This is a genomic window from Paenibacillus sp. Z3-2, assembly GCF_054161325.1.
Genome location: NZ_CP096397.1, coordinates 1,214,687 through 1,234,327 on the forward strand (window position 1 = coordinate 1,214,687; position 19,641 = coordinate 1,234,327).

General features: G+C 48.0%; 19 protein-coding genes. 11 read left to right on the top strand and 8 right to left on the bottom strand.

The window, feature by feature from the left end:
- Position 1 precedes the first annotated feature (1 nt).
- Both M1D71_RS05210 and M1D71_RS05215 read right to left on the bottom strand, forming a co-directional pair.
- Positions 2-886 (bottom strand): WYL domain-containing protein, encoded by an 885-nt coding sequence (locus M1D71_RS05210; RefSeq protein ID WP_458125546.1) that lies wholly within the window; start codon positions 884-886, stop codon positions 2-4.
- Positions 834-2,192, bottom strand: coding sequence for a helix-turn-helix transcriptional regulator (locus tag M1D71_RS05215; protein WP_458125547.1), 1,359 nt, complete (start codon positions 2,190-2,192; stop codon positions 834-836). The genes M1D71_RS05210 and M1D71_RS05215 overlap by 53 nt, the downstream gene beginning before the upstream one ends.
- Before the next feature lie 262 nt (positions 2,193-2,454).
- Between M1D71_RS05215 and M1D71_RS05220 the strand changes: the two genes are divergently transcribed.
- Together M1D71_RS05220 and M1D71_RS05225 are read left to right on the top strand one after the other, a co-directional pair.
- Positions 2,455-3,258 (top strand): nucleotidyltransferase domain-containing protein, encoded by an 804-nt coding sequence (locus M1D71_RS05220; RefSeq protein WP_458125548.1) that lies wholly within the window; start codon positions 2,455-2,457, stop codon positions 3,256-3,258.
- A gap of 161 nt (positions 3,259-3,419) precedes the next feature.
- A complete protein-coding gene (locus M1D71_RS05225; RefSeq protein WP_458125549.1) occupies positions 3,420-4,052 on the top strand; it encodes a stalk domain-containing protein in 633 nt (210 codons plus the stop codon).
- A 118-nt stretch (positions 4,053-4,170) separates the two neighbouring features.
- Here the strand turns inward: M1D71_RS05225 and M1D71_RS05230 are convergent, their stop codons facing one another.
- Complete coding sequence (locus M1D71_RS05230; RefSeq protein WP_458125550.1) at positions 4,171-4,563, bottom strand: RidA family protein; 393 nt, start codon at positions 4,561-4,563, stop codon at positions 4,171-4,173.
- A gap of 277 nt (positions 4,564-4,840) precedes the next feature.
- Here M1D71_RS05230 and M1D71_RS05235 point away from each other — a divergent pair, with 277 nt between their 5' ends.
- Positions 4,841-5,092 carry a hypothetical protein gene (locus M1D71_RS05235; RefSeq protein ID WP_458125551.1) on the top strand — a complete coding sequence of 84 codons (252 nt, stop codon included), beginning with the start codon at positions 4,841-4,843 and terminating at the stop codon, positions 5,090-5,092.
- Between the two features lie 63 nt (positions 5,093-5,155).
- On the opposite strand, the gene M1D71_RS05240 is transcribed toward M1D71_RS05235, so the two are convergent.
- Positions 5,156-6,076 carry an AEC family transporter gene (locus tag M1D71_RS05240; RefSeq protein ID WP_458127174.1) on the bottom strand — a complete coding sequence of 307 codons (921 nt, stop codon included), beginning with the start codon at positions 6,074-6,076 and terminating at the stop codon, positions 5,156-5,158.
- Positions 6,077-6,196: 120 nt separating this feature from the next.
- On the opposite strand from M1D71_RS05240, the gene M1D71_RS05245 reads away from it, so the two are divergent.
- The 3 genes from M1D71_RS05245 (at position 6,197) to M1D71_RS05255 (ending at position 9,086) form a co-directional block, all read left to right on the top strand.
- The gene (locus M1D71_RS05245) at positions 6,197-6,712 is read left to right on the top strand and encodes a mismatch-specific DNA-glycosylase (protein ID WP_458125552.1); all 516 of its coding nucleotides are present in this window, start codon (positions 6,197-6,199) and stop codon (positions 6,710-6,712) included.
- 201 nt (positions 6,713-6,913) lie between these two features.
- The gene (locus M1D71_RS05250) at positions 6,914-7,489 is read left to right on the top strand and encodes an RNA polymerase sigma factor (protein WP_458125553.1); all 576 of its coding nucleotides are present in this window, start codon (positions 6,914-6,916) and stop codon (positions 7,487-7,489) included.
- The gene (locus tag M1D71_RS05255) at positions 7,467-9,086 is read left to right on the top strand and encodes a hypothetical protein (RefSeq protein ID WP_458125554.1); all 1,620 of its coding nucleotides are present in this window, start codon (positions 7,467-7,469) and stop codon (positions 9,084-9,086) included. Before M1D71_RS05250 ends, M1D71_RS05255 begins: the two co-directional genes overlap by 23 nt.
- Positions 9,087-9,219: 133 nt before the next feature.
- Here the strand turns inward: M1D71_RS05255 and M1D71_RS05260 are convergent, their stop codons facing one another.
- Positions 9,220-10,281 (bottom strand): LacI family DNA-binding transcriptional regulator, encoded by a 1,062-nt coding sequence (locus tag M1D71_RS05260; RefSeq protein WP_458125555.1) that lies wholly within the window; start codon positions 10,279-10,281, stop codon positions 9,220-9,222.
- 226 nt (positions 10,282-10,507) lie between these two features.
- Between M1D71_RS05260 and M1D71_RS05265 the strand changes: the two genes are divergently transcribed.
- On the top strand, positions 10,508-11,827 hold the full coding sequence (locus M1D71_RS05265; protein ID WP_458125556.1) for a glycoside hydrolase family 125 protein: 1,320 nt from the start codon (positions 10,508-10,510) through the stop codon (positions 11,825-11,827).
- 303 nt (positions 11,828-12,130) lie between these two features.
- Here the strand turns inward: M1D71_RS05265 and M1D71_RS05270 are convergent, their stop codons facing one another.
- Together M1D71_RS05270 and M1D71_RS05275 are read right to left on the bottom strand one after the other, a co-directional pair.
- Entirely contained in the window at positions 12,131-13,186 is a 1,056-nt protein-coding gene (locus M1D71_RS05270; protein WP_458125557.1) for a Gfo/Idh/MocA family protein, read from the bottom strand.
- Between the two features lie 75 nt (positions 13,187-13,261).
- Entirely contained in the window at positions 13,262-14,149 is an 888-nt protein-coding gene (locus M1D71_RS05275; protein ID WP_458125558.1) for a sugar phosphate isomerase/epimerase family protein, read from the bottom strand.
- A 127-nt stretch (positions 14,150-14,276) separates the two neighbouring features.
- Here M1D71_RS05275 and M1D71_RS05280 point away from each other — a divergent pair, with 127 nt between their 5' ends.
- From M1D71_RS05280 to M1D71_RS05290, 3 genes are read left to right on the top strand one after another with little or no spacing between them, the layout of a single operon-like run.
- A complete protein-coding gene (locus M1D71_RS05280; RefSeq protein WP_458125559.1) occupies positions 14,277-15,173 on the top strand; it encodes an AraC family transcriptional regulator in 897 nt (298 codons plus the stop codon).
- Between the two features lie 58 nt (positions 15,174-15,231).
- Positions 15,232-16,551: a phytoene desaturase family protein gene (locus M1D71_RS05285; protein ID WP_458125560.1), complete on the top strand. Its 1,320-nt coding sequence runs from the start codon at positions 15,232-15,234 to the stop codon at positions 16,549-16,551.
- Positions 16,541-17,452, top strand: a complete 912-nt coding sequence (locus tag M1D71_RS05290) for an RNA polymerase sigma-70 factor (RefSeq protein WP_458125561.1) — start codon at positions 16,541-16,543, stop codon at positions 17,450-17,452. Before M1D71_RS05285 ends, M1D71_RS05290 begins: the two co-directional genes overlap by 11 nt.
- Before the next feature lie 101 nt (positions 17,453-17,553).
- Here M1D71_RS05290 and M1D71_RS05295 read toward each other — a convergent pair whose 3' ends face one another.
- Positions 17,554-18,237, bottom strand: a complete 684-nt coding sequence (locus M1D71_RS05295) for a serine/threonine protein kinase (RefSeq protein WP_458125562.1) — start codon at positions 18,235-18,237, stop codon at positions 17,554-17,556.
- Positions 18,238-18,636: 399 nt separating this feature from the next.
- Between M1D71_RS05295 and M1D71_RS05300 the strand changes: the two genes are divergently transcribed.
- Complete coding sequence (locus M1D71_RS05300) at positions 18,637-19,554, top strand: PD-(D/E)XK nuclease family protein (RefSeq protein WP_458127175.1); 918 nt, start codon at positions 18,637-18,639, stop codon at positions 19,552-19,554.
- The last annotated feature ends 87 nt before the right edge of the window (positions 19,555-19,641 follow it).

Genomic DNA, 19,641 nt, shown 5'->3' on the forward strand with positions numbered 1-19,641 from the left:
ATCAATGACCATCCGCGTTCACGCGAGGTTCATCGTCATGCTGGTGCGGTATGACGCCTCGCATGCGTTCAGAATTCTGATCAGGTTCAGCTTGCGCATAACGGGCCAATGCCTTCGCAGCTGTCTCGGACATCCGCTCCCGCAGCACCGTGTGGTCAGCGATTCGAACCCGTTTGCCCAGAAAACGCATCTTGGATAAGACATAGTCCATCTCATTCCGCGGGACGGTCAGCTCGATCCGATATGTCTGCTGGGCTTCCATATACTCGACCTGCTTCTCGAAGCAGGAGAAGGCATAGAGGATTCGGGACAGCTCCTGATTGAACTCGGGTAATACTTCGATGGTGATGGTCGTTTTACGCTTCTCCGTAATCGCATCAATTCGGGCAGTGTAGCCAGAAGCGGTATCCGGGTCAACCGGTTGGGCTTCCACGGAAACGATGCTGTGCAGCTTGGTGGACATGAGTTTGTCGAAGCGAGGGGCGTACCAGAGCACGTACCATTCTTTTTTGACCATGGAATACTCCAGTTTATACGGGAAGCCGAATTCATCCTGACTGGTGCGTCCATTGCGGACGCGACCGATCAGTCGAAATCCCTGGTGATGGAGGATGATTAGCCGTAACTGTCTAAGTAGTGGATGAGAGACACTGTTTTCTTCGCTTTTGGCTTTCTCGGTCAGGTAATCCTGAAGGTTCAGGTCCTGCTCATCATGCAGCATGTTGTGCATTTTATCCAACGTTACAGGGCTCAGCGCTTCTCTCGCAGCAGGGTGATCCAGCATCATGCGAAGCCAGGCCCTTTCCTGTGAGGTCCAGGTGAACAGTCCGGTTTCATTCAATCGCGTCATCATCTGGTAATTGAACATCTTCTCGAACAGGTTCATAATATTCCGCAATCTCCTTCCATTCCTTGGTCATCTCCTGGCGTAGTCTCTGAGGGGTGATTATTTCGCAGCTTGAACCAAAACTTCGCAACCACGGTTTGATCTCGGTGGTACCATTGACCTGAATTTCGTATAGAAAGGTATGATCCGTTTCGGGTATAATCTTGCCCCATTGACCTTGCAGACGAACCCGATCCAGGATGAAATTGCGCTGACCACGCACCGGGTGGAAAAAGCGAGCTTGAACCGTCACGGTATTCCCCGTATCCACGAGCCAACTGTAGCGACTGATGTCGATCCATTGTTGCTTCAATTCGAGCATATATTCTTCTTCTTCTATTGAATCCTGTTCCTCTAGCTGTGTGATACCTTCCATGCGGAATTTCACAAAGCCGCGGCGACCCTGATATCCAATCACGTACCAACGACCATACTGATGGTCATAGACCACTTCAAGCGGCACGATCCGGTTGGATCGTCCGCCTGGTTCCCGTTCAAAGCGCGGATTCGTATTCTGTGAACTGTAGCTGGATGGTTTTTTGGGTGAAAAGTACAAGAACTGCACACGTTTACGCTGGCGAATCGCACCAAGCAGCGTGTAGAGGTGAGCTTCATCCAGGATACGAGAATAATAGTGATACTTATAGATATAGGGCTCGGTAGCTTCTTCTTGCGGATAACTTGCCGTAATGACTTTCTTCAGACTATCCCGTAATAAGTACCCTTGTACGGATGGAACCTGAGTGTTCGCCATCATATCCACAAAATCATATAACTCCAGCTGTTCCTCCACCGTTAATTCGGTAAGGACATCCTGTTGCAAGGCATATCGATAAGGTCTGCCACCGGGCTCTTTTCGGATGACTCCAACCTCTTCCAGATACTTCAGATCAGAGCGAATGGTTTTCTCGTCAGGTAACGCCAGATCCTCCAGCAGATCAGCACAGCAAGCATCCAGCAGTTCCATCGCGGTCAGGGCTTTATCTTGTAGGGTATGCAAAAGGACAGAAAGTCGCTGAACTTCAGTCTCTTTCATCGACTTGGCGCGGAAGAGGAAGAGCAGCATAGGTTCCGCGGATTCTCCGTACTGGAAGCGGACGAGATCAGCCATTTCCCTGCTTGCTTCAGCACCTGAACGCGGGTCAGTGACGCTCTGCATGATGTCTTTTAATCTGCGATTGGTTTTGTCAAAGGTATGTACGGATATGCCAAGCCGCTCGGCATACTGTTTGCGGTTATACGCACCGCTTGTTAGGGATAACATGCGTAAGAACTGAATTTCTTTGTCAAAACTCTCTCTTGCCATGAACGTTCACTCCTTGTTATCCCTTCATTGTAGCAGGATGAGTGGCAGGTTTCATTTAAACTTATGAAGGTAAATGATAATTTAGATGAAATTGATTCGTCGCCATACTTCTGCCATGTTCGTATGTACCATGCGTGGGTCATAATGAGGGTATGAGCGAGGCGGGGGCACACGTTTAATCGATCTGGTGAACAATGCGAAAAGGGAATAGGAATCAGTGATACATAAAGTAATGTATTTGTTTCTAAAGGAGGTAATTGACATGACCTTTATTCATGAAGAAATGAAAGATACGATCAGGCAACAATTGAAGCAGATTGAACAGGAGGAGCAGGTACGAATTATCTATGCCTGTGAATCCGGCAGTCGGGCGTGGGGGTTTCCTTCACAGGACAGTGATTATGATGTGCGTTTCTTGTATGTAAGACCGCTGGAATGGTATTTGTCCATTGAGGATCGCAGGGATGTCATTGAACGCCCAATCAGTGATCAGCTCGACATCAATGGTTGGGATCTGCGCAAGGCGTTGAAGCTGTTTCGCAAATCCAATCCACCACTGCTGGAGTGGCTGCAATCACCCATTCAGTATGATGAACAGTATAGCGTGGCACAGCATATCCGTGCGCTGTCACCGTTGACCTTCTCGCCCAAATCCTGTATGTATCATTATCTGAATATGGCAAAGGGCAATTTTCGGGATTATTTACAAGGTGAGCAGGTGAAGATCAAAAAGTATTTTTACGTGCTGCGCCCCTTACTGGCTTGTGGCTGGATCGAACGTTATGATGCGATGCCACCGATGGCATTCGAAGAACTGGTGCAAGAACTTGTACCTGCGACTACACCGCTATATACGGAGATTCATGAATTGCTGCGCCGAAAAAAGGCGGGCGAGGAACTGGATCTGGAGCCGCAGCTTCCAGCAATACAGGCTTTTTTGGCGGAGAAGATTGAGCATTTTGAACGACTGGCTGGACAGATGAAGAATGAGCAAATAATTCAATTTGAAGAATTGGACCGGATTTTTCGATTTGCATTGCAAGAGGTATGGGGCGAAGAGGAATAAGGGGGAGGAAGTTGTATGTTGATACAGCTTTCGCTGGAGTCAGAGTGGCTAGACCTGCGGTTATATTCTGTTATGTGAAAATAATTTTATGTATTCACCTATATTGTATGGGTAATTATGGTATGATACTTTGGCAAAACTAATTGCTGGAGGTTATCCCTATGCGGTTCAAAGTAATGAGTAGTTTGCTTGCCATTTTTATGATTTTTGCCACTGTTGCGTCTGCCCATCCGGGAAGAACAGATGCGAATGGAGGACACACCTGTCGAACCAACTGTGCAAAATGGGGGTTGAAACAAGGGGAATATCACTATCACAACGGAGGTTCTTCTTCGAGTTCCAAATCTTCCTCTTCAAGTTCATCCAGTTCAGGAAGTACCAAGAAAAGTAACAAGTCTTCAACTGCAACCCAAAAGAAAGTAACTCCTAAACCGGAATATATCACGTCTTCTGTGCAGGTGAAGGTGAATGGTTCCAAGGTTATTTTTACGGAGTCTCCAATTGTAATGAATAACACAAATCTCGTACCTCTGCGTGAGATGGCCAAAGGGATGAAAGCCAAAACGTCTTGGGACAGTAAGACCCAAACCATTACTGTTACCAAAGATAAGTACAAGCTAATCTTTACCTTGGGCAGCAAAAAGGTGAAGGTGAACGGGAAAGAGGTCACCCTACAGGCAGCACCCAAAGCAATTAAGGGAACAACGTACATTCCGCTCAGAGTTTTGGTAGAAGGGCTTGGAGCATCCCTCACTTCATCCGGTAATACGCTAACGGTGAAAGTAAAGGAATAATAAATGATGAAGCAGGTTCGGAGATTATCCGACCCTGTTTTTTTTGTATGAACTTCGCTAAAGCGAGTACCTTATCAAATCGTTTTGCTTTGTGCTGGAGCGGTAGGGATTTTCCGAATCAGTTGGTATGTGCAACGGCGCGAATCTCAATCAGTTGATGAGGGAAGGCCAGCCCCGATGTGCCAACCATCGTAACAGCCGGACGATGAGTACCAATATACTCTTTATACACAGCAACACATGGCTCAAGATGCTCCTGCGGGTGAACCAAGAAAATCTCCAGTTCAGCAATGTTCGACTTGGTCACATCGAATGCGGCGAGCACGCGATCCAAGTTATCCAGTGTCTGGCGAACTTGTGCTTCAATATCATCCACGCCGATAAACGTTCCCTGCATATCATGCGAAAATTGTCCTGCAATATAGATCATACCGTTAACGCTGTATCCCTGAGCCACACTGAATGCTTCTTCCCACGGGACACCGTGGCTATAGATTTGAGTTGTAGACATATATGTTTCTCTCCTTTGGAATTCAAGATAAGGTTAGTATAAACGGAGAAAAATAACTTGGGCAGTACGCACTTTCATGACAGTGACTATCCAGGGGGATAGTACAAACAGGGTATTTGTAAGCCTTATGACTCATTCTGGAGAATCTTTAAATCAGGATATTTAATTTTGGTATAACTAACTTAAGTCCTATATCCTTCCACTAGAATCTGGGTAATAATTATAGTAGGCAAGCGATTACTGGTATCTCATAACGTAACGATAGGGGGTAACCTGTATGACATCCATGATTCTTTTGGTGAAACAAACAGAGGACGATGAGAAGGTTATTTATCGATTCGGACCGAATGAGCGAAAGATGGGGCTCATTGAGATGAATAAGATCAAGGAAAGTGTGAGGGAACTGGAACCTGTCCAGGTGGATGGGGTCAGTCCGAGTTTTTTCTTTAACCGAGCCGCACAGCGACTGGTACGATGTTTATTCAGGGAAGGCGGCAAGTTCCCGGAACGAACGACGTTTGAATCATAGTTTTAGCACTTCAAAAAAACAAGCCCACAACCCTGTTCATGGGTCATGGACTTGTTTTTTTGTTCAGAACGTTTTGGCATAAGAGATCAGTGCCGTAATCGTAATGATATTGAGCAACGTTGAGATCAGTACTGTCTGGGCTGCAAAATCGGGCTCATTATCGTATTCTTCCGCCAGGATGGATGCGTTAACACCGGTAGGCATACCTGAAGCGATAATGAGTGCCTGTGCAGCGATACCTTCCAATCCAAGCAGTAGCACAATCGAAATCCCGATAGCCGGGCCAATCAGAAGGCGCAAAAATGTGCTAATATACACATCAAGACGGTATAGCCTGATCGGATATTTAACAATCTGTGCTCCGAGTGTCAGAAGCGCCACGGCAACCATACTTTGCTGTGCATAGGTCAGCGGCATGGACAGGAACGTAGGCAAGGGAAACTTCCACATGTGGAACAGAATCCCCAGCAAGAGCGCATACGGAACGGGCATTTTAAGAAATCCAATAATTACCGCACGATAATTGCCTTTGAGCTTCGCGCCCTGAATGGACAACACGCCATAGGTGAACGTCAGCAATGCCTGTAAAGACATAACCAGCGCCTGAATAGAAGAGGCCAGTGGATCACCGCGGAATACCAGTGCATTGATGGGCAGTCCATAGTTGCCTGCGTTATCCAGCATAATACTGTTGTTGAAGGCAGCCTTCATGCCTTTATTCATCCGAAGTGAGCGCGCAAATATAGAACCTACAATATAAAGAATCAATACATATATTGCGTAAAAGAGTGTCACGGTCCCGAGCAGTTCGCCCGACATATCGGAGTGATACATGCTCATAAAGACGGCTGCGGGGGTAATACAATAGAAATTGATTTTGGCGAGTGTGTACAAGTCCAGCTTGAACACCTTTTGCATCCAGGACCCGACGGCGATCAGGAGAAAGACGGGCAGGACGACTTCAAGCATGATGTCTGCAATCATCAGTTCAGCTTCCTTTTTCATGAAAATTTCAATCCGATTTCGAAAATGCTTTGCTTATTATATCATTTTATACACAGTTGAAAGCGTAAATTGAGTAAAAAGATAAGGGGGTCTCCCATTATGATTCCAGATCATCTGGATGTTGGTTTATCCATTCTGTTTATCGGATTTAATCCGAGCATTACGTCAGGTGAAACCGGACACCACTATGCCTACAAGGGCAACCGTTTCTGGCGCATTCTTGAACGGTCGGGATTGACCCCTCGTTTATATGATGCACAAGAGGATGGGGAGTTGCTGAAGCTGGGATATGGATTCACGAATATTGTAGCCCGGCCCACCAGAGGCATGGAGGATATTACGAAGGAAGAGTATGCAGAAGGACGACAGATTCTACGGCAAAAGCTGGAGAAATACCGACCAGACATCGCCTGTTTTGTCGGGAAAGGGGTATACACCCAGTACAGTAAGCGTGCCAAAGTGCAATGGGGATTCCAGGACGCCCCTGTCGTCAAGGAAATTCAGGAGTTCGTCGCTCCGTCGTCCAGTGGACTCGTGCGTATGTCCATGGATGAGATTGTGGCGATCTATTCACAGCTTGCTGATTTTGTTGCAGAGAAGAACAGGGAAGATTAAAGGCAAGAACAAGTGCAGCTTCAAGGTCATCTATAGAGAGAATCATTCTGCGGAATTAACATATGTGTATGCAGAGTTCACCCATTCGGCTTCGCCGATAAGGGCGAATTCTTTTTTTTGGATAAAGTGAGAGGTTTCGGGAGGTTCTTCCGTCTATATTGTACAGAACCATGCATGGAAGCTGTAGAGAAGGGGGATTACATGACTCAACAGATACCGGAGGAGGAGCTCATTCAGCGCATTGTTGCAGGGGATAAGCAGTTGTTCTCTGTGCTTGTGGATCGATATAAAAATAAAGTCTACGGCATCATGCGCGGAATGGGCGCGAGTCATCCGGATGCACAGGATCTCGCTCAGGATACGTTTATTCGTATCTATCGCTATCTCCCGTCGCGGCGGGAGGGAAGCAATTTCTCGTCGTGGGTGTACACCATTGCGGTGAATCGGATGCGGGATTTTATGCGGGAAAAGAAACCCGTGATGTCTCCGGTCGATCAAGGGATCGAACCTGTCAGTAATGAAACACCGGAAAAACGTGTGCTGCATAAAGAGATGCAGCGTGAAATATACCGCCAGCTCGAACAGTTACCTGAATCGTATCGCCTGGTGTTATTACTGAAGTACACGAACGAACTGAGCTATGAAGAGATTGCAGATATTACAGGCATGAGTCCAACAAAAGTGCGCAACGCCCTGTATCGGGGAAAAAAGTCGCTGAGGAAGCAAATGGAACGCAAAGGAGGTTTAGCTACGTATGAAGCCTATTTCAAGGGATGATGATCGGTTGTGGGAGGAGCACCTGTACCGTGAGGAGCCGGATGCAGATTTTACGCTTAAGGTGATGCAGAAGCTGGATGGGGTGTCCATGGAAAGTGGAGAAGACGAGCATCCATTCGTAAAAAAATCCATGAGAGCACATTGGATGCGCCGGACTGGATTCGCCGCAGCGGCAGTTGTGATTCTTGCGGGAGGGGCCTGGTTTGCTTTTGACCGTACAGCAGAGCCACCCTCCCCCTCAGTGAGCGCTGTGGATCGCCCCCCGCTACCGAACATGCCTGTGCCGGAAGAGTTGAAATATTCCTATTTTGCGGATGATTACAAACGTCTTAAACCTCTCGGACTTGTGGTTAATCCGGATATCAATATCAATGACCAGGGCTACACGCTTAAGATTGAAGACGTGCTGGTAGACCGATCTCATATGGTAATGACCATGCAACAAACAACACCTGATGGATTAGGGTTATCACGGTTACTGTCTGAGATGGGGAGAATTCATGTTACGGATGAAGAGGGGAGACAGGTTGCCACTCTTGCAAGAGATACAAGAACAAAGGGCCCTCTAACTGAACGATTGTTATTCCAGTTTCATGATGAAATTCCGGATCAGGTTGCCGTGCGGGGTGAACTGCGTAATTTAAATATGGGCAGCTATTATAATTACGAGAAAAAATCCTACGAAGATAGAGAAGTTAAGGTAGACTGGAGCTTCCGATTTAAAATCGATATGACCAAAGCCAAATCATTGGCTGTTGAAAATCCTATGGATAACACATATACGACGCCAGAAGGACTGAAGCTTGATTTGACACAGCTTGTACGCACGCCAAACGGAACCCGGCTTGACCTGAATGTGAGTCTGGATGATGAACTTCGTGCCAAAGTTGATGAGGATTGGGGAAATGATATGGACATTATGTATCATATCGAAATCCCTGAAACAAATGAGTATCGAATATTCAATGGGAACAGACCGAGTACACGTGAAGCCAAGTTCCGTCTTCGTGATTTGAGCGAACTGAACCAGAACGGTGTTCAGTTGAAGCTGTCTGAGACATGGGACCCTGCTTTGGTAGCGGTAGATGCGAAGAACATTCGCTTTGTTTTGGACGGATATACCATTCCAGTTAGGGAAGAGAAATCCGTGGAAGTGGACCTGGATAAGATGCGTAAGGATGCTGAGTTCTACACCTACGTACTACGATTTGAACAGTTTGGAGATGAAGTTTTATTTTCCAAATACAATTATTGGCCAGTGCAGCAATCATTAAAGCTGCCTGAAGGAAACTTTGAAGGGAACTCTTCTCTTGTATTGGAGGGAGTAGGGACTTTCCAAAATGATATTAATGGAGATCAATGGGTAGCTATAGATCGTAAAGGAAAGGAGTATCCCGTTGAAGTGATGGGAACTACGGATCAGCCTAATAAAAACGAAGAATACATCGTAGGTGATCTCAGGTTGATTATCCATGGCTTTAAAAAAGAAAATGGAACGAAATTCACTTTGAAACGAACCGCAGTTAACCGAGAATTTCGTGATGTAAATTGGGAGGTGGATCTTCCATCATACACGAGCCTGCCTTGGAAGAAATAATAAGACAAAAAGGAGTCTCCCAGCCAAGATGAAAAATGATTGAAACAGATGAAAGGCCCCACAATGTCATAATGTGGGGCCTTTTTGAAATGCACAAAATGAAATCATCGGTCCCTAGGAGGGGTATGCCAAATTATGCCGATTCCCTTGGAATCAACGTGGTCGATAACATGACGGTTTCCTTCGGCGTCCCCGGGCGTTCAATCCGGCGTTGTAAAGCCTCGACGGCGCGCTGTCCGAGTTCCTCTTTGCACAGATTAACTGTGGTCAGGGGCGGGGAGGAAGTTACTGCAGAATGTACATTGTCGATACCGATGACAAGGCAATCTTTAGGCGTGGAGATGCCCATCTCCTGTAATTTGTGCATCCACTGCAAGGCAATATCATCATTAACACCGATCCAGGCATCAGGGCGCTCGTCATCTGGCATATTTTGAATTTTAGTAGCCAACGGGTTAACCCATTCTCCGTTCTCATAAGGAATATTCCATTCCCTGAAGCTGGTGGTGTGACTGGTGTCCACATGAAAATGGTTCAGAGCCAGTTCAATGCCGATCTTCCGCTGCGCGAAGCTGGCGGCACGACCATCATCTGTGATGAGGCCGATTCGTCGGCAATTCATGGACATTAAATATCTTGCCACGGTGATGCCAGCTTCAAGATTATCATGACTGATCGTATCACAATTCAGTAACGGCTCCTGATGATCTACCAGAATAATAGGCCGACCAGTCTGAGAGAGTCGTTGCAGAACCGTATGAGGAAAAGCACCCATGACAATAATGCCGGCACAACGTTCCCAGTCCAAATGAGGGGCAATGGCTTTTTCGGGAGAGGTGTTCTCATCCGTCACTCCGAGTGAGGGAGATACAATCGCATGATGCCAACCACGTTCATTACAGGCTGAGATCATGCCTGACAGAACACGCTGCCAGTAGTGGGGTTCACCACGGTTGAGCTGATTCATGCATATAAGAGCGAACGGTGGATCGGACGGATCTGCATGGTTTGCAGCAGCAGGACTATTGCTAGCACCTGGAGTGCTTTGGCGATAGCCCAGAGCCCGAGCGAGCTCCAGTACCCGTGCGCGTGTCGCTTCACTGACGCCTGTCTTGCCGCTGAGTGCACGGGAGACGGCATATTTGGATAATCCGAGCTGGTCAGCCAGCGTCTGAATGGATACTTTGCGTGACATATCATTACTCCTTTGTATGTAAGCAATTTGCATAAATCCAATGAGCGATTTGATTGAATGAAGCAAAATGCAGATGTAAATAGTGAATTGGATTTTCATTGAGATGACCTTTATGAATTGACGATCATCTTCTGACACAGTACACTTACAAATAATAATGTTATTATAATTTATCATAACAAAAATAACAATAGTGCTAAACCTCAATTCAAAGGAGACGACATCCATGGAACAGTTCAGATTACCGAAAATCCCCATGCCGCATCTGGACTTGCCGCAAGCTGTGCAGGATATTCTGACTGAGGCAGACGAGCGTTTGCAACATAGGCCGAGATTGCTGGCTCAGTTTCGAAATTGCTTTCCCAATACGCTGGAAACGACCACGAAGCTGCTCGATGATGGGACAACATTTGTGATTACAGGAGATATCCCGGCAATGTGGCTGCGTGATTCAGTGGAGCAGGTGATGCACTACGTTCCGTTGGCAAAGGAAGACGAACAGTTGCAACGGATCATTGGAGGACTGATCAAACGGCATACATTCTACGCTGATATGGATATCTATGCCAATGCCTTCAACGAAACGGCGAATGGATGGCATTGGGATGCCAATGATGAGACGGAGATGTCGCCTTGGGTGTGGGAGCGAAAGTTTGAGCTGGATTCCCTTTGTTTCTCCATGAAGCTGGCTTATACATATTGGCGGGAGACGGAACTGACGGATATATTTGACGAGCGCTTCAAGAAAGTGATGGAGAATATCTTACACCTATGGGAGGCAGAACAACATCACGCAGAGCGTTCACCTTACCGGTTCATGCGTCGTAATTGTCCAGCCCATGATACGCTGCGTAATGAAGGACATGGTATGCCGGTGAATTATACGGGGATGATCTGGTCCGGCTTTCGTCCGAGCGATGATGCCTGTGATTTTCATTATAATATTCCGGCGAACATGTTCGCTGCGGTAACCTTGCGCCAGATGGGGGAGATCGCGAAGTGGGTGTTCCGGGATGAACAGCTGGTGAGTCGAATGGCTCGATTGGAAGAAGAAATAAGGCATGGCATTTCTCTGTACGGTACTTACCGTCATCCAGAGTATGGACAGATCTATGCCTATGAAACGGACGGTTACGGTAACTTTTGTCTGATGGATGATGCGGGCACCCCTGGTCTGATGTCCATTCCGTATATGGAGTATGCTTCGATCGAAGACATGGTGTATCAGAACACACGTCGATTCATTTTGAGCAAAGAAAATCCGTTCTACTATGAAGGGCAAGTAGCCAAAGGCATTGGCAGTCCGCATACCCCTCCGGGATACATCTGGCATATGGCGCTATCCATGCAGGGCTTAACCTCAGACAATGACGAGGAAATGCTGGCCATGATTGAGCTGCTGGAAAACACGGACGCAGGTACCGGATATATGCATGAAGGCTTTCACGCCGATGATCCCAACACGTTCACCAGACCATGGTTTGCTTGGTCCAACAGCCTGTTCTCGCAACTGGTGTATAAGGCAATGAAAAAAGGAATTCTATAAAAGATACATTATAAAAAAAAGAGTTCTTACTGCTCGTGAAGCAGCCGTTCCGGTTACGAATCGTTCTTTTGATCGCTGTTATCCCCGGATTTCCTGATCGACTTTTTTAAGTCGAAATCCGGTGATAAAGGCGAACACTTCGTTTCTTCAGAATCGATTTCGTCCCCTACACTACTTCGTGTTTTGTCAGAAACTTTTTTGTACCTTGTATAAGCAAGGGAAGTGGGTAATAAACAAGAAAGCCCAAACTGCTAAACTTTTGCAGTTTGGGCTTTGTTTAATATGAAAAACACATGTGCTACGCTATGTGTTTTTCAGCAGATCGGCGATGAACACTTTCTGTCCTGTACGGGCGCTTTCGAGTGATGCGAGGACCATGGCCATGCTGAACTGGTTATCACTGCAATCGGTTTCAGGAAGTCGTCCGGATTCCAGCGCAGCGAACATATCTTCGAGACAGCCGTGGTGCCCGGTTTTGTCCATGATCGGCAGTTCCGCTTCAATCCGCTCACTTGGCTGGAAAAAGGATGGTTTGCCGTCGGCATCCAGGTGTTGCGCAGCAACCACCTCAGCATAGATGTCATCATGACCATTCCAGATGGCTGTTCCTTTTTCACCCGTTACGCGCCAGCTTGCTTCCCATGATGTGGGTACACCTTCTGCGCACCATGATCCGCGATAGTTGAACACGGACCCGTCAGACATCTCAAATATGCATAACGCCATTGCATTACCCTGATACCAGGAACCTGGAGGGTTGAATTCATGGCAGTATACCGAGACCGGGTTGGCTCCGAGAATGTATCGTGCCTGATCAAACGTATGTATCGCCATATCGAGCAGCAGTGGACTATCCATCAGATCCCGGAATCCGCCGAAGTGTGGACCGAGAAAAAAGTCAGCCCCTGCATAACCTACCTGCCCTATAGCTCCGCCGGAAATGAGATGCTGATAGGCGCGGATACGCGGATCGAACCGGCGATTTTGCATCACGGCTTGAATGCGTCCTGTGCTGTGAGCGGTTTGCACAATATCTGTGCAGTCGGAGAAGGACTCCGCAAGGGGTTTCTCGCCAAAGACATGGCATCCTTCCTTCAGCGCTGTCATGGCAATGCCGTAATGACTCGCCGGAATCGTGACATCGAATACGATATTCGCACCGGTCGCTTGAATGGCCTCACGGATATCGGTGAACGTAGGACAGGTGAGACCATGTCTTGCAGCGAAAGCAGTGGCTGTCTGTTCATACAGATCAACCAGTCCAACGATTTCCGTATCCGGTCTTTGCAAAGCATAGTCTGCCCACGTATTTGCCATGGCGCCACAGCCAGCGATAATTACCTGATAAGCATGACTCATCGTCTCATCTCCTTCGTATGGATTGTGTTTATACAGCTTGAATCGTGCATTACTAGGAGTGTTCAGGGAGATTTCCTACACTGGGTTTGGCACAAAATCGCCACCACGGCATTGTTTCAAATATCGTAAAGCATGCACCTGTCCGGTCATTTCGAGTTCATCTTTGTAGACTGGATCATGCCAGCCTTCAATATCAATCGTGCCCTGGTAGCCGTTCTGACGCAGAATGGTGATGATGTCTGCCCAGTTACTATCCCCGAAGCCCGGAGTGCGGTGCCAGACAAATTCACGTGGTCCATGTACTCCATATTCCTTGACGATATCCCAGGCAATCGTGGCATCTTTGCCATGTACGTGGAACACTTTGTGAGCCCATTTACGCAGCTGTGGAAGAGGATCGATCAGGCTGGACATTTGATGGCAAGGCTCCCATTCCAGACCCACATTTTCATCCGGAACAGCATCGAACATCATCTCCCAGGCCGTCGGGTTATGGGCAATGTTCCAGTCGCCCGTCTGCCAGGTTCCACCCATATCACAGTTTTCAAAAGCAATGCGTACACCCCGGTCTGCTGCCCGGCGTGCCAGTTCACCAAATACTTCCTTGAAACGGGGGATGGACTCGTTAATGGGTTGATCGGTCAGACGTCCGGTGAACCCGGAGACGATATCCGCACCGAAGAGCTGTGCGTGGTCGATGACTCGCTCCCAGCTCGCCAGTGTATCGGCATTGCCCCCAGCTCCCGTGAGCGGGTTACCAAACACACTCACCGCGGAGATGACAATACCCTGTTCATCCACGATTTCACGAACACGCTTCGCTGTCTCGGTCAGATCCAGATCGCCTGTCGTTTGCCAGAAAGTCAGATTGAATGATTCGAAACCGTGTTGCATGATCTGCGGGATCACTCGGACGGCGTCCTGCCCGCCTACAAGGGTACCGATGCGTAATGGATTTTTCATGGTTGTAATTCACTCCAATATTGGCTTATAGTACTTCGTGACACTCATTATAGACGGGGATTAACGGGATGGCTCTAAACAATCTTGTGTAATATTAGTCGGATCTTGTGAAGAGGGGGAAGAAGTCGTGCTGGATCTGAAAGCGCTTCACGAAAACACCCGAATTGATCATAAATCGCACCCGTTTCAGTTGTTCCGAAACCGGTGTTCGGATATGAAAACGGAAGAATGCATTCTGTATTTGCATTGGCATGAACATTTTGAACTGATTGTCATGCGAAGGGGCAGTGCGCTGTTTCATATCGATAGCAAACCTTATGTAGTTCGAGCGGGTGAGGTCATCATCATTCCCGGAGGTGCGTTACATGTCGGGTATGCTCTGGATGATGGGGATGTGCATTATGATTCCGTCGTGGTTAACCGTGCACTGTTTCATGATTTCACCCATGATCCCGTGCATGAGCAATATGTCGCGCCGTATCTGGAAGGCAGGGTGAGATTTCCGGTCAAACCGGCAGAGGAAAACATAGCCTGTGTAGGCTATTATTCTTTGCTGAATGAAGCTGTAGAGGAAATGGCATCACAGCCCCCGGCTTATCAGCTGGTCGTGAAGTCCAAGCTGCATGCTTTGTTCACTCTGCTTGCTCGTACCTTTATGCCGCAGCAGTTGCCAGATAGATCGGTCGGATCGTATTTTCCCAATCGCGAACGATTTAAGCAGTTGATTGCACAGATTGAAGCGAACCCCACAGGGAAGATGTCTGTAACCGAAGCGGCTAGTCATGTGGGACTGAATGCGTATCATTTCTGCAAAATGTTCAAAAAGCTGACCGGACGTACCTTCGTGGAATACGTGAATGGGTGCAGGATGAGTGAGGCGGAAAAACTACTGCAAGGCAGCAGTCTGACCATTACGGAGATCGCCGCCAGAGTCGGCTGTGATAACGCCAATTATTTTACGAAACTGTATAAGCAATACAAGGGGATGACTCCCTCCCAGGGGCGGTTGAAGAAGGAAGGTTGAGTCACAAAAAAGCTCCGTTCATCGTCATGTATGCATCAAGCGGAAGGGATTGATATACATGATACAGAATCACAATAAGCCGATATGGGATGTTGTCATCGTGGGAGCAGGCATTGCTGGGTTAACCGCCTCGATCTATCTGGCACGGGCGGGCCAGACTGTACTGTTACTCGACAAAGGAAAACATCCCGGAGGTCGGGCAATTTCGACTGAGATCGCAGCCGCACGCGTAAACCTGGGAGCCCATGCTCTCAGTAAGAGTGCGCTTCCCATTCTGCAAGAGGTAGGCGTCACACCTACCGGAGCAGTACCGAAACCGCCAGGCACATTGGTGTTCGAAGGAACAAACGGCGGTTATAGGGCGATTCCTCTAGCTCAGCTCTTGCTCGGATCGTTCTTGAAGTGGCAGGAGAAGTCCCAACTCCTTCGGTTCTACAGTTCCCTGCGCAAGACAGACATATCTGCTCTAAGTAAAGTTAGTCTGCAGGCTCACTTGGAAGCCCAGATCTCCAGCCCACGCGTGCGAAGTGTCGTGCTTGGTCTCGTTCGTTTGAGCACGTACTGCGATGCTCCCGACCAGCTAAGTGCCGGTGCCGTCATCGAACAGCTCAAACAGAGCCAGGTGCTGTATATAGATGAAGGCTGGCAATTCCTCGTTAGCCGGCTGACAGAACAAGCTCAGCAGGCTAACGTGTCAATCCGCACGAGCTCGGTTGTACTGGGCATTGCCGGAAGCTATCCGCAAATGATGGTCACCTTAAAAGATGGATCACAGTTGACGACTCGTCACGTGATATCCACTGCCGGTCCAATGGATACGTTAGCTCTCCTCAATCCTGCTCTTACACCCATGGAAGCGGAAGCCTATAAAAAGTTAACTCCTGTTCGTGCCGCGTGCCTGGATCTCGTCGTATCGGGGATGCCCCAACCAAAGACGAAATTTGTTTTAGGCGCCGATTACCCGTGGTACTACTCCAACCATTCCGCCGCGGCTTCCTTATCAGAGAACCCGGCAAACGAGGTTGTGCATGTCATGAAGTATTTGTCGGCTTCAATCCATTCGGACCCCAGGCAGGATGAACACGAGCTTAAAGGCTTTCTTGATTTCATTCAGCCGGGGTGGCGCAAGCACGTCGTTCAGCAGCGTTTCCTTCCGCGAATGCTTGTCTCGCATGGCATTGTCACCGCAGCGAACGGCGGCCTCCCGGGCAGGCCTGGACCTGCGGTCAAAGGAAGACCCGGACTCTATGTTGCTGGCGATTGGGTAGGAGCTGAGGGGATGTTGATTAACGCATCCTTAGCGAGCGCGAAAGAGGCTGCTCAAATGATAATAGCAGGTAGAGAAAAAGATAAGGAAGGGATGTATCATGGAGCTTGACTTGGTATACAGAACGTACAGACCTCTCCTTCTTTCCATCGCATATCGTATGTTAGGATCTGTCACTCATGCTGAGGATTTGGTGCAGGAGGCATTTATAACGGTACAACAGCAGGATATTCATAAAGAGGGTGGCCCTGTTCGTAACCTAAAAGCGTACTTATGCAAAATGGTTACGAACCGTTGTCTAGATTACTTGAAATCAACACGTAAAAAAAGAGAGGTATATATCGGGCCATGGCTGCCCGAACCTCTGGTGCAAGACTATATGGTCGCTCCAGGATCGGCTTCAGCAGCGGGACAGGACCCACTCCAAACGATTGAACTGGAAGATACGATCTCGTACGCCTTTCTTGTCATGCTTGATCGGCTAACTCCTATTGAGCGCGCGGTATTCGTTCTACGAGAAGCCTTCGAATTTGATTATTGCGATATTGCAAACTTCGTGAACAAGACGGAGCTGGGATGCCGCAAGATTTACAGTCGTCTCAAACGTAAAATCCAAGATGAGCCGGAAGTCGAGTTGACCCCCAGCGCACAGTCCGAGCAGCTTGCACTTCGTTTCCTCCAGGCCACCTCTACTGGTGATATGGAAGGGCTCTTCAGAATGCTTTCGGACGATATCGTGCTGTATAGTGATGGTGGCGGTAAAGTCATGGCAGCAATTAAACCCGTTACATCAAGCCAGCGAGTTCTTGCGTTCATTCAAGGGCTTGTATCCAAAAGTGACAGCACGGGGGCTGTGCGGCTCGTCAAGATCAACGGACAACTTGGATTTGTATTAAGCAGCCCCTCCGAGGCATTCCCAACTGTTGTCAGTCTTGCGTTCAGAAACGACCGCGTTCAACGGATTTATCTCATGCGTAATCCAGATAAGTTGCGGCATTTGAATTTAGGGTAAGATTAATTTGGGAGAGATGGCATTAGACAAACAAAACCCGGATGATCGCCAATCTCTGGCGATCATCCGGGTTATTTTATTGAAGTGAGATTGCAACATGCTTATTTCATAAATCTGGAGAACAGACGATTCGCTTTCTTGGAGAGATCGTCCATTTTGACATTGGCATGATCGAGCTGATTGTATCCCCATTTGATCGTTTGCAGCATGCGTGGAGATATAGGCGTACCTTTGATTCGCGGATAGATATTGTGATAAGCCCATACTAGATGTTCCCACCGATTGTCATTGCCGTCCTGAATGTACTCGGATACGTCGATCACTTTCCCGCGTCCGTTCTGGAGAAGTACATTCTTCAAATGAATGTCGCGGGGGTTCAGCCCGCGGCTGCGAACAGCTTCTCGTGCTGCGTCCACATCGAGCATCACCTGCTCGGGGACGGGGATTCCTTTTTCCAAACACTCCAGCAGGGTATCTCCGGGTTCAAAACTGATCACGAGAACATTCCGGCCGCTGCCGTAATAGATAGGGAAGTATGGCAGGCCTTTAAGCTGCTCGTATACCTGCTTTTCATTTTCGAGTTTGTCCAAGGCATGATCCGAGTACATCTTGAAGGCATACTGCGGCAAGCCGTCATACGTAAATACAGCCGCGTCCGTACCCGTGCCAATGCAATTCAATCCTTCGACATCGCCGATGATGTTCACGAGCTCATTCCGGTCGCTTCCGATGACTTGGATCTGTTGTAATGCCTCTTCCGCCTGGAACCAATCCGGTCGATTCATGGGTGGTGCCTCCTTTTAGGATATGCCTGTACAATTTTTTTATAAAATAATTACGTTCTACAACCCAAAAAAAGACTAATTAGCGTGTCTGGAGATCGTTAGATTTAATAAAACCGTATTATGCACGTGATAAGATGTGTAAGATTCATTAGTTCCGGGACCGCCCTGGGCACATACCAGCCTCCCGGATTCTTTGTCCTCTATGAAGTATATTAAGCGTTCTGCTCCGCAATTTCATCTTTTGGTGATGTTACTATATAAACGATACGGATCGAATCGGAAACGGTTGCGTCAGAAGAAAATAACGGAAGCATGCTTGCGGCGAGGTTGCACGGGCTTTATACTGTGAGCATTAAGGGATCTCATGCAGATCCGGCATACAGAAAGGCAGAAGTTCTTATGGCACAATACCCGCAATGGTCTTATTCGCAGTCGCGGGCGAGTATGTTCGATGAGTGCCTGCGCAAATATTATTATCATTATTACGGTGCCCATAATGGCTGGAAGACAGACTCTGCTGATGAGATGCAGGTTCGTCTGTACCGTCTGAAACAGCTTAGCAATCTGTATCTTGTCTTCGGGGACCTCGCGCATCGGATGTGTGAGTCAGCGGTTCGCAGCAGGGAAGAGGGCAAGAACAAACCGCGTGAACACTTTCTGGAACAGACGATACGCAAGCTGCTGAATCAGGCGTATGTGGAATCAATGGACGCAGATCAGTGGCGGCTGAACCCCAAGAATCGCACGATGCTGTCCGAGGTTTATTACGGGGATGATACGTTGAATGACCGGATTGCCACGATTAAGGAACGTGCTTCGGCCTGTGTCAGCAACCTGTACCAGACGCTTACGTGGGAGGACTTGTCCCGGGCAAGTACGGACATTCTGGAGATTGAGAAATGGGATACCATGATGCTGCACGATACACGTGTGTATGTGAAGATGGACTTATTGTATCGACGCAGTAACGGCAACATTGTCATTGTGGACTGGAAGACGGGCAAGGAAGATGACTTCTCGGATCAATTAATGCTGTACGCATCCTATGTGAGAGAACACTACCGAATTCCTTTGGAGCAGATTGAGCTGCGAGTGGAGTACCTGTTAACCGGGAAGCACCGAGAGTTTACCGCAACGGAAGAGGATATACGGAAGGTAGAAGAGAACGTAGGGCGTTACATCGAGGAGATGCGATCCTGCGTGGAGGATGAGTATTACAACCGTCCCAAGGACGTCACTTATTTTACGGCGATGCCTTCGCACCGGTCCTGCAGGGACTGCAACTTCCGCGAAGTGTGCAGCGAACGTGCGGTCTAGAGCACCAAAACCAGAGGAACATCAGGCCTTATACGAACGACCTGTCTTATACTAATACGAACGAGTTATTTCATATGTGAAAAAAAT

Excerpts from the sequence above, each read along its gene's own strand:
- M1D71_RS05250 (WP_458125553.1), top strand. The coding sequence starts at position 6,914 with ATGACTCAACAGATACCGGAGGAGGAGCTCATTCAGCGCATTGTTGCA.
- M1D71_RS05240 (WP_458127174.1), bottom strand. The coding sequence starts at position 6,076 with ATGATTGCAGACATCATGCTTGAAGTCGTCCTGCCCGTCTTTCTCCTG.
- M1D71_RS05270 (WP_458125557.1), bottom strand. The coding sequence starts at position 13,186 with ATGAGTCATGCTTATCAGGTAATTATCGCTGGCTGTGGCGCCATGGCA.
- M1D71_RS05210 (WP_458125546.1), bottom strand. The coding sequence starts at position 886 with ATGAACCTGTTCGAGAAGATGTTCAATTACCAGATGATGACGCGATTG.
- M1D71_RS05245 (WP_458125552.1), top strand. The coding sequence starts at position 6,197 with ATGATTCCAGATCATCTGGATGTTGGTTTATCCATTCTGTTTATCGGA.
- M1D71_RS05235 (WP_458125551.1), top strand. The coding sequence starts at position 4,841 with ATGACATCCATGATTCTTTTGGTGAAACAAACAGAGGACGATGAGAAG.
- M1D71_RS05260 (WP_458125555.1), bottom strand. The coding sequence starts at position 10,281 with ATGTCACGCAAAGTATCCATTCAGACGCTGGCTGACCAGCTCGGATTA.
- M1D71_RS05220 (WP_458125548.1), top strand. The coding sequence starts at position 2,455 with ATGACCTTTATTCATGAAGAAATGAAAGATACGATCAGGCAACAATTG.
- M1D71_RS05295 (WP_458125562.1), bottom strand. The coding sequence starts at position 18,237 with ATGAATCGACCGGATTGGTTCCAGGCGGAAGAGGCATTACAACAGATC.
- M1D71_RS05230 (WP_458125550.1), bottom strand. The coding sequence starts at position 4,563 with ATGTCTACAACTCAAATCTATAGCCACGGTGTCCCGTGGGAAGAAGCA.
- M1D71_RS05285 (WP_458125560.1), top strand. The coding sequence starts at position 15,232 with ATGATACAGAATCACAATAAGCCGATATGGGATGTTGTCATCGTGGGA.
- M1D71_RS05265 (WP_458125556.1), top strand. The coding sequence starts at position 10,508 with ATGGAACAGTTCAGATTACCGAAAATCCCCATGCCGCATCTGGACTTG.
- M1D71_RS05300 (WP_458127175.1), top strand. The coding sequence starts at position 18,637 with ATGGCACAATACCCGCAATGGTCTTATTCGCAGTCGCGGGCGAGTATG.
- M1D71_RS05275 (WP_458125558.1), bottom strand. The coding sequence starts at position 14,149 with ATGAAAAATCCATTACGCATCGGTACCCTTGTAGGCGGGCAGGACGCC.
- M1D71_RS05225 (WP_458125549.1), top strand. The coding sequence starts at position 3,420 with ATGCGGTTCAAAGTAATGAGTAGTTTGCTTGCCATTTTTATGATTTTT.
- M1D71_RS05215 (WP_458125547.1), bottom strand. The coding sequence starts at position 2,192 with ATGGCAAGAGAGAGTTTTGACAAAGAAATTCAGTTCTTACGCATGTTA.
- M1D71_RS05255 (WP_458125554.1), top strand. The coding sequence starts at position 7,467 with ATGAAGCCTATTTCAAGGGATGATGATCGGTTGTGGGAGGAGCACCTG.
- M1D71_RS05290 (WP_458125561.1), top strand. The coding sequence starts at position 16,541 with ATGGAGCTTGACTTGGTATACAGAACGTACAGACCTCTCCTTCTTTCC.